This window comes from Pseudomonas sp. MSSRFD41 (genome assembly GCF_014230245.1).
GTDB lineage: Bacteria > Pseudomonadota > Gammaproteobacteria > Pseudomonadales > Pseudomonadaceae > Aquipseudomonas > Aquipseudomonas piscis.
Genome location: NZ_JACKZK010000022.1, coordinates 92,347 through 103,989, shown reverse-complemented (window position 1 = coordinate 103,989; position 11,643 = coordinate 92,347). Strand labels below are relative to the sequence as shown.

Genomic DNA, 11,643 nt, shown 5'->3' with positions numbered 1-11,643 from the left:
CCTGGCCAACGGCAACATCTGCGTGGCCGTGGGTTACTCCGGCGACGTGCTGCAGGCTCGCTCGCGCGCCGAAGAAGCGGGCAACCAGGAGAAAGTCGCCTTCAGCATTCCCAAGGAGGGCGCCGGCAGCTTCTACGACATGATGGCCATCCCCAAGGACGCCACCAACGTCGACAACGCCTACCTGTTCATGAACTTCCTGATGCGCGCGGATATCATCGCCGAAGTCACCAACAGCCTGGGCTACAGCAACGCCAATGCCGCCGCCACGCCGCTGGTGGACGAGGCGATCCGCAACGATCCGGCCTCCTACCCGCCGCAGGACGTGCTGGCCACCCTGTATGCGGTGCCCGACCAGCCGATCCCGATCCAGCGCGTGATGAACCGCGGCTGGACCCGCATCAAGCTGGGCAAGTGATCCTCTGGCGCCCGTGCTCCCGCCGGCGCCCTCCCTCTTCCGTTCACGTCGCGCCTTACCACCGCGACACTCCTGCGAACGGCTTCACCCGGCTCCCTCGGTTGGGGTGAATCCTTGGCGCCTGCGGGCGCCTTTTTTCATGCTGCCTGTCACCTTCTGCGCATAGCCACTGCCCAGGTCTTGCTGGGCGTTGCGGCCATTGACGGGTGCAGTGGAGGCCTCGAGGTCGCTTCGTGTATCCGCTGCCGCAAGCTGCGCACGGGCGCGTAGCGGCCGCCGGGGCTCGACCTTGTCGCAACCTCGGCAGCGGCCACAGCACAATGGTATTTTTGCCGGGCGCCAGCAGGCGCCGCCATTTCTTACAGGGAACCGTATCGATGCACGCCACCGTCCAACCTTGCCCAGTGCCCAGCCCATCCAGCATCGCCAACCTGGCCGTCGGGGCGAGCTTCGTCGATTGCCGCCAGGTGCTGGCCAACGATCCCGAGCGCAGCGCCATGCGCCACCTGCTGTTGCTGATGAGCCAGACCCCGGCCTGGATCGACCGGATGATGGCCCTGCGTAATCGCGTGGTGCAGCTGTTCGGCCTCAAGGACCTGGGCCGTCTGACCCGCATCGACCTGGCGCGGGCCGATGAGGACTACCAGCCGGACCAGCGGGTCGGCATCTTCACCCTGGTGTCGCAGACGCCCGACGAGGTGCTGGTGGTGGACCGGGACAAGCACCTGGACGTGTACCTGTCCCTGAATCGCCTGCCCCCGAACGACGACGGACAACGCCCGGTGGTGCTGTCCACCGTGGTCCACCCGCACAATCTGCTGGGGCGCCTGTACATGCTGCCGGTGGCGCCTTTTCACCGGATCATCGCCCCCATGACCCTGGCCAATATCAACCGCCATTGAGCGGCGACATCCAGGCCCTCGGGGACCAAAGCCGCCGTCAAGCAAGGGTTTTCCCCAGCAAGCCTGCAAAAATTCCTGCCGATTGACGTTTTTCGCCGTCTGTCTGCCGCTTTCAGCCTTGCCGGCTGGCCCAGTCTCTACGATTCTGTAGAAACCCACCTTGGGGCGGCCGGTGCCGCCCCCTGCAGAACAACCGGAGCGCCCCCAATGAAGAGCGTCGCAGAACTGCTGAAACTCAAGGCCAAGCACCACCAGCAAGTACACACCATCGCCCCGCAGCAGATGGTGCTGGAGGCCCTGATGCTGATGGCCGAGAAAAATGTCGGCGCCTTGCCGGTCCTGGAGAACGGCGCGGTGGTCGGGGTCATCAGCGAGCGTGACTATGCGCGCAAGCTGGTACTGCACGGCCGCTCCTCGGTCGGCACGCCGGTGAGCGCCATCATGAGCTCGCCGGTGATCACCGTGGACTCGCACCAGAACGTCGAGACCTGCATGAGCATCATGACCGACAACCACCTGCGCCACCTGCCGGTGGTGGAGAACGGCCAGTTGCTGGGCCTGCTGTCCATCGGCGACCTGGTCAAGGAAGCGATCGCCGAGCAAGCCGACCTGATCCGCCAGTTGGAGCAGTACATCCGCGGCGAGTGATGCCCATGAGGAGCCGGTCCGCGGCTCCTTTTTTAACACTCTGAAATAGTAAATCCCGCGCCAGTCCCCTCCTCCTGTAGGCGTCCCAAGCGCCTGGACCAGGGCCCTGCACCCCCGCAAAGACGCAATTGAGCGCCTCGAAGCGAACCCTGGAGCGCCACTGCCTCGCCAATTTAAGAAACGACGAGCCGCCAGGTCTTGTTACCATTGCGCACATTTGCGTGAAGCTTTGATGACAGGCAGGTTATCTGTGAATTTTATCCGTCGTTGCCTACAACACCCCCTTGCCCCCCTGTGCACCCTGTTCGGCCTGTTGCTGCTGGTCCCCATGGGCGCGCGCCTGGCCCTGGGCTGGTCCAACCCGCTGGGCTACCTTTCCGACCTGGCCAGCGCCAGCCTGCTCACCGTGCTGCTGTACCGCCGACGCTGGTGGCTGGCCTTGCCGGTGCTGGTGATCTGGGCCCTGCTGACCCTGGTCAGCGCCGAGCTGGTCAGCGCCGTGGGCCGCATGCCCAACGTCTCCGACCTGCACTACCTGGTGGACCCGCAATTCGTCGAGAACTCCACCGGCGGCGGCCAGGCCCACCCCGAGCTGGGCCTGGCCTTGTTGCTGGGCTTGGTGCTGTGGCTGGTGGTGCAGCGCAGCAGTCGCGGGGTATCGCTGCCGACCCTGCCGCGCCACGCCTGGAGCCTGCCGGCGGTGCTGTTGCTGGCCCACGGTGGCATCCAGTACCTCAAGCCCAGCGAAGCGGACCAATGGCAATTGTTCAACCTGCCGCACCAGGCCCTGGCCACTGCCGTGGGCCAGGCGCAAATCCGCGTCGAAGACTGGCTCGATGGCGACGCCTCAGACGCGCCAGTACAGATGGCCGGCCTGACCAACCTGGATCTTGCGGGCCAGCCGCTGCTGCCCAGCGCTGGCCGGGCGCGCAACGTGCTGCTGATCGCCCTGGAGGGCATTCCCGGCGCCTATATCAAGACCAACCGCGAAGCGCTGCACAGCCGCTACCAGGAAAACCTGATGCCCAGGCTCAGCGCCTGGGCCGAACGCGGGATGAACACCCCCGACTACGTACTGCACAGCCACCAGACCATCCGTGGCCTGTACGCCATGCTCTGCGGCGACTACGACAAGCTGGACAACGGCACGCCCAAGGGCGTGGAGATGCTGACCCAGAACCAGCGCAACAAGGCCTGCCTGCCGGCGCAGATGCACAAGTTCGGCTTCCAGACCCACTACTTGCAGGGAGCCGGCCTGCGCTTCATGGCCAAAGACAAGATCATGCCGCACATCGGCTTCGATTCGACCCATGGCCTGGAATGGTTCAACAACCCCAACTACCTGGAATTTCCCTGGGGCAAGGATGACAAGGCGTTCTTCGAAGGCGCCCTGGGCTACATCGACCAGCTGAAGAAGAACAAGCAGCCGTGGATGCTCACCCTGCTGACCGTCGGCACCCACCAGCCCTACTCGGCCCCCGAGGAATACCTAGAGCGCTACGACACGCCCAAGCAGGCGGCGGTCGGCTACCTGGACGACGCCATCGGCAACTTCCTCGAGGGCCTGGAGCGCAAGGGCGTGCTCAAGGACACCCTGGTGATCATCACGTCCGATGAGTCCCACGGCATCGACGGCGTGCGCCTGGCCTCATCCTGGGGTTTCAACCTGATGCTGGCCCCGGACCAGCCACTGTTGCCGCACATCAAGTCCGGCACCTACGGCCATGTCGACCTCAGCGCCTCGGTGCTGGACTACTTCGCCCTGCCGGTGCCCGCCAGCCTCAGCGGCCGCTCGTTGTTCCGCGACTATGCCGGGGGCCGGGAAATCATGTCCTACACCAACGGCAAGCTGCGCTACCACGACGGCCAGGGCACCTTCACCGAGTGTGATTTCCAGCAGCGCTGCCGCAACTACGCCAGCCAGGGCTTCATCGCCGACAGCGCCAGCTTCCTGGGCCAGTACGGCGGCCAGCGGGCGCGCCTGGTCAGCGCCCGGGCAGCGAACCTGGACCGCAGCCTGCTGCAGTCGCCACTGAACCAGCACTACCAGTTCGGCAGCCCGGCGATCATTCCGCTGCAGGCGCAGATCAAGGACGACTGGGCCGACAACCTGATCGGTGCCCAGTACCTGGAGATGCCCAAGGGGACCCAGACCCGGGTGCGCTTCACCGTGCGCTCGGCCGACCCGCAGCAGAACGCCTACATCCTGCTCAAGGGCAAGGAGCTGGAGCAGGACGTGCCCCTGGGCCTGCCGGAAGAAATGCTGGTGACCCCGGACCAGCCCCTGCAGATGGACTTCCGCTTCGACAACCCGCAGACCCGCAAAGCCTTCTCCTTCCACCTGCTGGGCTATGGCCTGGGCGCCGTGGAAGTCAGCGACTTCAGCGTGATCACCGAAGTGCCGGGCCAGGAAGACAACAACGTGGACATGCCCCTGGAGGACGACAGCGAGCATTCCAGCTGATCCCCGGGCGGGCCTGCCCATGTCTTGCGGCAGGCCCCACGGCAATCCGGAACCTGGCCCAGGCTCCGCCACCTGCTGACGGGCGCTGGCGCAACGCCGGCTTTGCGGCTATTTCTAACAGGCCTGCCTGAACGAGCCCCGAGCATGAACCAACCCGCCGCGCCCTCCCTGGAACGACTCGCCGCCGCCCTGGACACCCAGCCTTTCATGGTCTTGACCGGGGCCGGTGTCAGCACCCCTTCGGGCATCCCCGACTACCGCGACAACGAAGGCGTGCGCCGTGGGCGGCAACCGATGATGTACCAGGAGTTCCTCAACCAGAGCGAAGCTCGCCGGCGCTACTGGGCCCGGGCCATGCTCGGCTGGCCGCGCATCCGCCAGGCCCGGCCGAACGCCGCGCACCTGGCGCTGGCGCAGTTGCAGGCCAGAGGGCGGATCGCCGGGGTGATCACCCAGAACGTCGACACCCTGCACGACCAGGCCGGCAGCCCCGGGGTCATCGAACTCCACGGCAGCTTGCACTGGGTACGCTGCCTGGACTGCAACCAGCGCAGCGAGCGCGATGCCATCCAGCAGCAGTTGGAGACACAAAACCCGTACCTGGCCGGCGTCGACGCGATACAGGCGCCCGACGGCGATACCCTGCTGGACCCGGCCTTCGAGGCACGCTTCCAGGTGCCCCTCTGCCCCCACTGCCAGGGCGCGCGGCTCAAGCCCGACGTGGTGTTCTTCGGCGAGAACGTGGCCCAGGCTACGGCAGCCCAAGCCTGGAGCGCGGTACACGAAGCCGGCGGCCTGCTGGTGGTGGGATCGTCGCTGATGGCCTACTCGGCCTTTCGCCTGTGCCGGGCGGTGGTCGAGCAAGGCAAGCCGCTGCTGGCCATCAATTTCGGCAAGACCCGCGCCGACGAGCTGCTGGACTTCAAGCTGGAGCAGCCCTGCGACCAGGCCCTGCCCTGGCTCGCCGAACGCCTGGGCAGTTGAGTCAGGCAGGCAGGCGCTGGACGAGGCTGGCCTCGCGCAGGATGTCGAACAAAGCCTGGGCCGCGGTGGACAGCTCCTCTCCCGGCTTGGTCAGCACCCCGATGGCCCGCTCCACCACCGGCTCGCCGAGGGTGATGCAGTGCCCACCCAGTTCGCGCATCTGCCCGGCGCACAAGGCCGGCACCGCACTCACCCCCAGGCCGCTGGCGACCATGCGGCCCACGGTCGCCAATTGGTGGCTCTCGAACTCCACCGGCAATTGCATGCCCTGGGCCCGCAGATGCTCCTCGAGCATGACCCGCACCGTGGACGGGCGCTGCAGAGTGATGAAGGGCTCCTGCAACAGCGTCTGCCAGTCGATCTCGCTGCGCTGTGCCAGGGACGACTCCCGGGACACCACGGCGACGAAACGATCGACGTACAGCGCGGTGAAGGCCAGCGAAGTGCTGTCCTGGGGTTCGAAGGCCACCCCCAGCTCGACTTCGCGGTCGCGGACCATCTCCAGCACCTGCTCGTTGATCACATCGTTGACCGTGACGTTGACCTGCGGGTAGCGGGCCCGGAACTGCTTGAGGATCGGCGGCAGCAGGTTGCCGGCGAAGGACGGCATGGCCGCCAGGGTCACCCGCCCACGTTGCAGGGTGAAGCGCTGGCGCATTTCGTCCTCGGCGTTGTCCCAGTCGGCGATCAGGCGCCGGGCCAGGGGCAACAACGCCTCGCCCTCGGGCGTCAGGGCGACGTTGCGCGTATTGCGGGTGAACAAGCGTCCGCCCAGGCCCTCTTCCAGGGCCTTGATGGTCAGGCTCAGCGCCGACTGCGACAGGTGCAGGCGCTCACAGGCCAAGGCGAAACTCATGCTGTGGGCCACCGCCAGGAAGGCCCTTATCTGTTTGACCGTCATCCATCATCCTCAGGAGGCGCAGCGACAGGCCACAAGCTATAAGCTTGCAGCTTGCAGCTTGCAGCTTGCAGCTTGCAGCTTGCAGCTCATTATGCTGTTTTTCAAATCAATCAACCTTAAAAATCAACTTAACAAATCAATCCCATGGCGCAACACTGATCCCACAACGGCTGGCCAGCCGCCAACGAACAAGAAAGAGGATGGTGCATATGGCAGGTTTCGATAAGCGCGTGGCGTCCTACGAGGAAGCCCTGGAAGGTCTGCAGGACGGCATGACCGTGATCGCCGGGGGCTTCGGCCTGTGCGGCATTCCCGAGAACCTGATCGCCGAGATCAAGCGCCGGGGGACCCGCGATCTGACCGTGGTATCCAACAACTGCGGCGTCGACGGCTTCGGCCTGGGCGTGCTGCTCGAAGACCGCCAGATCCGCAAGGTGGTGGCCTCCTACGTCGGCGAGAACGCCCTGTTCGAGCAGCAACTGCTCAGTGGCGAGATCGAGGTAGTGCTGACCCCCCAGGGCACCCTGGCGGAAAAAATGCGCGCAGGCGGCGCCGGCATCCCGGCCTTCTTCACCGCCACCGGCGTCGGCACTCCCGTGGCCGAAGGCAAGGAAACCCGCCAGTTCAATGGCCGCACCTACCTGATGGAAGAGTCCATCACCGGCGACTTCGCCATCGTCAAGGGCTGGAAAGCCGACCATTTCGGCAACGTGGTCTATCGCCACACCGCACAGAACTTCAATCCCCTGGCGGCCACCGCCGGCAAGATCACCGTGGTCGAGGTGGAAGAAATCGTCGAGCCGGGCGAACTGGACCCGGCGCATATCCATACCCCGGGCATCTATGTCGACCGAGTCATCTGCGGCACCTTCGAGAAGCGCATCGAACAGCGCACCGTGCGCAAGTGATCGCCCTTCCCCAGCCCGACTAAAAGGACAACGAACATGGCTCTTACCCGCGAACAAATGGCTCAGCGCGTCGCCCGCGAACTGCAGGACGGCTACTACGTGAACCTGGGCATCGGCATCCCGACCCTGGTGGCCAACTACATCCCCGAAGGCATGGAAGTCATGCTGCAATCGGAAAACGGCCTCCTGGGCATGGGCGCCTTCCCCACCGAGGACCAGATCGACGCCGACATGATCAACGCCGGCAAACAGACCGTGACCGCACGCATCGGCGCCTCGATCTTCTCCTCCGCCGAATCCTTCGCGATGATCCGCGGCGGCCACATCGACCTCACCGTGCTCGGTGCCTTCGAAGTGGACGTGCAGGGCAACATCGCCTCGTGGATGATCCCCGGCAAACTGGTCAAGGGCATGGGCGGCGCCATGGACCTGGTGGCCGGTGCCGACAACATCATCGTGACCATGACCCACGCGTCCAAGGACGGCGAGTCCAAGCTGCTCAGCCGCTGCAGCCTGCCGCTGACCGGCGCGCAGTGCATCAAGCGCGTGCTCACCGACCTGGCCTACCTCGAGATCGAGGATGGCGCCTTCATCCTCAAGGAGCGCGCCCCCGGGGTCAGCGTCGAGGAAATCGTCAGCAAGACCGCCGGCAAGCTGATCGTGCCGGACCACGTTCCCGAAATGCAGTTCGCCTGAGGAGCCCATCATGCAAGACGTCGTAATCGTTGCCGCCACCCGCACCGCCGTGGGCACCTTCCAGGGCTCGCTGGCGGCCATTCCCGCCGTCGACCTCGGCGCCGCGGTGATCCGCCAGCTGCTGGCCCAGACCGGCATCGACCCAGCCCAGGTCGACGAAGTCATCATGGGCCAGGTGCTCACCGCCGGCGCCGGGCAGAACCCCGCACGCCAGGCCGCGATCAAGGCCGGCCTGCCCCACGCCGTGCCCGCCATGACCCTGAACAAGGTCTGCGGCTCCGGCCTCAAGGCCCTGCACCTGGCCGCCCAGGCCATCCGCTGCGGCGACGCCGAGGTGATCATCGCCGGCGGCCAGGAGAACATGAGCCTGGCCAACTACGTCCTGCCTGGGGCCCGCACCGGCCTGCGCATGGGCCACAGCCAGATGATCGACTCCATGATCAGCGACGGCCTGTGGGACGCCTTCAACGACTATCACATGGGCATCACCGCCGAGAACCTGGTGGAAAAATACGGCATCAGCCGTGAAGCCCAGGACGCCTTCGCCGCCGACTCCCAGCGCAAGGCCGCCGCGGCCATCGAGGCCGGGCGCTTCGTCGACGAGATCACCCCGATCCAGATCCCCCAGCGCAAGGGCGACCCGCTGACCTTCGCCACCGACGAGCAACCCCGCCCCGGCACCACCGCCGAGGCCCTGGCCAAGCTCAAGCCGGCGTTCAAGAAGGACGGCAGCGTCACCGCCGGCAACGCTTCCGCGCTGAACGACGGCGCCGCCGCGGTGATGCTGATGAGCGCCACCAAGGCCCGGGCCCTGGGCCTGCCGGTACTGGCCAGGATCGCCGCCTACGCCAACGCCGGGGTCGATCCGGCGATCATGGGCATCGGCCCGGTCTCGGCCACCCGCCGCTGCCTGGAGAAGGCCGGCTGGAGCCTCGACCAACTGGACCTGATCGAAGCCAACGAAGCCTTCGCCGCGCAGTCGCTGTCGGTGGCCAAGGAGCTTGCATGGGACCCAGCCAAGGTCAACGTCAATGGCGGCGCCATCGCCATCGGCCACCCCATCGGCGCCTCGGGCTGCCGGGTGCTGGTGACCCTGTTGCATGAAATGATCAAGCGCGATGCCCATAAGGGCCTGGCTACCCTGTGCATCGGCGGCGGCCAGGGCGTGGCCCTGGCCATCGAGCGCTAACGCCTCAGCTGCGGGCCACCCTGGTGGCCCGCAGCACAACGAGCATCGGCAAACCGGCGGACCCACGACATCCACCGGCTAGCCTGCCCTCCCGGTGCTCACGCACCGGGATCCCCTCTCTGCCCTAGTGCTCGCTCACCCATTCCTTGAGCTGCCCGGCCAGGCGCAGCGCTTGCTGGCGCAATGACTGGCAAAACCCTTCGACGAAACTCGACGAGGGCCGGTAATCCGGACGCACCAGCATCACTTTGTAAGGGACCGACAGTTGCAATGGCCGGATCGCCAGGCCGCGCCCCGCCTCCTCCATGGCACTCAATGGATTGATGATCGCCACCCCCAGCTTCTGCCGCACCATGGCGCACACCGAGGCGGCATTGGTGGTCTCGATCACTATCCTCCGGTCAACCCCGGCCTGGCGAAAATGCTCGTCCAGGGTCTGCCGATAGATATCCAGGCCCGAAAGGTTGATGAAGTTCTGGCCGCCAAAGTCCGCCACCGACAGCCGCGCCTTGGCCAGCAACGGATGGCCTTCGGGCAGGATGCAGACCATGTCGGCACAGAACAGCAACTCGCCCTGGGTACCCCGGGGCAGGTGCTCGCTTTCGGTCAGACCCAGGTCGTGGCGCTGGGCACTGAGTGACTCCTCCAGCAGCGGCGATTCCTGGGCGCTGATGCTCAGGCCGATGCCCGGGTGCCGGGCCTGGAAGTCCTTGCACACTGGGGGCAGCAGGGTTTGGGAGAACAGCGGCAGGCAACAGAGGCTCAGTTGGCCATGCTCGAAGCGACGGATCGAGCGGGCCACGCTGTTGATTCGCTCCAGGCCGACATAGGCCCGCTCCACTTCTTCGAGCAACAGCAGGGCCTGGGCCGTGGGCAGCAGGCGTCCGCCTTCGCGATCGAACAGGCGCAGGCCGGACAGGCTTTCCAGCCGCGCCAGTTCACGACTGACCGTGGGTTGCGAGGTGAACAACAGGCGCGCCGCGCCGGTGACGCTGCCGGCCTGCATGATGGCGCGGAACACTTCGATGTGGCGCAGGGAGATATCCATGGCGAGAGGGCTCGTTGAGTCGATCAATCCATATCAAAACTGAATCAGATAGCAAAGAATAGATATTTTATTGAATAGCCAGGAAGCGGCATGCTGCCCCCACTCTCACTGACCACAGACTGCACAGACCATGGCCATTCCCTTCGCTCCCGCCCAACTCGTCGCCGCCGCCCGCCAATACGGCACTCCCCTGTGGTGCTACGACGCCGCCACCCTTCAGGCGCGCATCGCCCAGTTGCAAGCCTTCGACGTGGTGCGCTATGCCCAGAAGGCCTCGTCCAACCTGCACCTGCTGCGCCTGATCCGCGAAGCCGGGGTGCGGGTCGATGCGGTCTCCCTGGGTGAGATCGAGCGAGCCCTGCTGGCCGGTTTCAGCCCGGCCAACGGCGGGATCGTCTTCACCTGCGACCTGTTCGACGAGGCCACTCTCAAGCGTGTGGTGGAACTGCAAGTAGAGGTCAACGCCGGCTCCATCGACATGCTCCGCCAGCTGGGCGAACAGTCCCCCGGGCATCGGGTCTGGCTGCGGATCAACCCCGGGTTCGGCCACGGCCACAGCCGCAAGACCAACACCGGCGGGGAAAACAGCAAGCATGGCATCTGGCACGACCAGGTGGGCGAGGCCCTGGCGGTGATACGCCAGCACCAGCTGCACCTGGTGGGCCTGCACATGCACATCGGCTCCGGGGTCGACTACGACCACCTGGAGCAGGTGGGCGCGGCCATGGTCGCGGCGGTCAAGTCCCTGGACCACGACATCGAGGCGTTCTCCATCGGCGGCGGCCTGTCCACCCCCTATCGCGACGGCGATACCGCGGTGGACGTGCAGCGCTACGCCAACGCCTGGAAAGTCGCCCGCGAGGAAATCGAGGCCTACCTGGGCCACGGCGTACACATGGAGATCGAGCCCGGACGCTTCCTGGTGGCCGAGGCCGGTTGCCTGGTCAGCGAAGTGCGGGTGGTCAAGGACGCCGGCCAGCATCACTTCGTGCTGGTGGATACCGGCTTCAACGACCTGATGCGCCCGGCCATGTATGGCGCCTACCACGGCATGAGCCTGCTGGACGCCAATGGCCAAGCGGTCCAGCGTCCGCAACGACCGACCGTGGTCGGCGGCCCGCTGTGCGAGTCCGGCGACATCTTCACCCAGGACGACGAGTGCCTGACCCCGCGCCTGCTGCCCCAGGCCCAGGTCGGCGACCTGCTGGTACTGCACGATACCGGTGCCTATGGCGCCAGCATGTCCTCCAACTACAACAGCCGGACCCTGCTGCCTGAAGTGCTGTTCGAAAACGGCCAGCCGCGCCTGATCCGCCGCCGCCAGCCCCTGGCGGACCTGCTGGCACTGGAACTGGGGCTGTAACTGGGCTTGTCACCGGGATTGAATCTCCCCCCCTGTAGGAGCAGCCGGTCGATTGCTCGCGAGGGTCGTTAACGGTAGCGCGTGCCTACGGGATAGACCCAGCGCTCCCCAGTCCATCGCGG

Annotated in this window: 11 protein-coding genes; 9 read left to right on the top strand and 2 right to left on the bottom strand. The window is 65.9% G+C overall.

The window, feature by feature from the left end:
• The 5 genes from H7A76_RS25815 to H7A76_RS25795 all read left to right on the top strand — a co-directional run.
• Window positions 1–418 (top strand): extracellular solute-binding protein (locus H7A76_RS25815; RefSeq protein ID WP_185701122.1); only part of this gene is annotated, 418 nt, incomplete at its 5' end.
• A 377-nt stretch (window positions 419–795) separates the two neighbouring features.
• Complete coding sequence (locus H7A76_RS25810) at window positions 796–1,320, top strand: DUF2867 domain-containing protein (RefSeq protein ID WP_185701121.1); 525 nt, start codon at window positions 796–798, stop codon at window positions 1,318–1,320.
• Between the two features lie 207 nt (window positions 1,321–1,527).
• Complete coding sequence (locus H7A76_RS25805; RefSeq protein WP_022641043.1) at window positions 1,528–1,968, top strand: CBS domain-containing protein; 441 nt, start codon at window positions 1,528–1,530, stop codon at window positions 1,966–1,968.
• A gap of 232 nt (window positions 1,969–2,200) precedes the next feature.
• Window positions 2,201–4,432 (top strand): LTA synthase family protein, encoded by a 2,232-nt coding sequence (locus tag H7A76_RS25800; protein ID WP_185701120.1) that lies wholly within the window; start codon window positions 2,201–2,203, stop codon window positions 4,430–4,432.
• Between the two features lie 144 nt (window positions 4,433–4,576).
• Window positions 4,577–5,416, top strand: coding sequence for an NAD-dependent protein deacetylase (locus tag H7A76_RS25795; protein ID WP_185701119.1), 840 nt, complete (start codon window positions 4,577–4,579; stop codon window positions 5,414–5,416).
• Between the two features lies 1 nt (window position 5,417).
• On the opposite strand, the gene H7A76_RS25790 is transcribed toward H7A76_RS25795, so the two are convergent.
• The gene (locus H7A76_RS25790) at window positions 5,418–6,317 is read right to left on the bottom strand and encodes a LysR family transcriptional regulator (protein WP_185701118.1); all 900 of its coding nucleotides are present in this window, start codon (window positions 6,315–6,317) and stop codon (window positions 5,418–5,420) included.
• Window positions 6,318–6,526: 209 nt separating this feature from the next.
• Between H7A76_RS25790 and H7A76_RS25785 the strand changes: the two genes are divergently transcribed.
• From H7A76_RS25785 to H7A76_RS25775, 3 genes are read left to right on the top strand one after another with little or no spacing between them, the layout of a single operon-like run.
• The gene (locus tag H7A76_RS25785) at window positions 6,527–7,225 is read left to right on the top strand and encodes a CoA transferase subunit A (RefSeq protein WP_185701117.1); all 699 of its coding nucleotides are present in this window, start codon (window positions 6,527–6,529) and stop codon (window positions 7,223–7,225) included.
• A 36-nt stretch (window positions 7,226–7,261) separates the two neighbouring features.
• Window positions 7,262–7,921, top strand: a complete 660-nt coding sequence (locus H7A76_RS25780) for a CoA transferase subunit B (protein WP_185701116.1) — start codon at window positions 7,262–7,264, stop codon at window positions 7,919–7,921.
• Window positions 7,922–7,931: 10 nt separating this feature from the next.
• Complete coding sequence (locus H7A76_RS25775; RefSeq protein ID WP_185701115.1) at window positions 7,932–9,110, top strand: acetyl-CoA C-acetyltransferase; 1,179 nt, start codon at window positions 7,932–7,934, stop codon at window positions 9,108–9,110.
• A 124-nt stretch (window positions 9,111–9,234) separates the two neighbouring features.
• On the opposite strand, the gene H7A76_RS25770 is transcribed toward H7A76_RS25775, so the two are convergent.
• A complete protein-coding gene (locus tag H7A76_RS25770) occupies window positions 9,235–10,158 on the bottom strand; it encodes a LysR family transcriptional regulator (RefSeq protein ID WP_185701114.1) in 924 nt (307 codons plus the stop codon).
• 130 nt (window positions 10,159–10,288) lie between these two features.
• On the opposite strand from H7A76_RS25770, the gene lysA reads away from it, so the two are divergent.
• Window positions 10,289–11,521, top strand: a complete 1,233-nt coding sequence (lysA, locus tag H7A76_RS25765; protein ID WP_185701113.1) for a diaminopimelate decarboxylase — start codon at window positions 10,289–10,291, stop codon at window positions 11,519–11,521.
• Window positions 11,522–11,643: the final 122 nt, after the last annotated feature.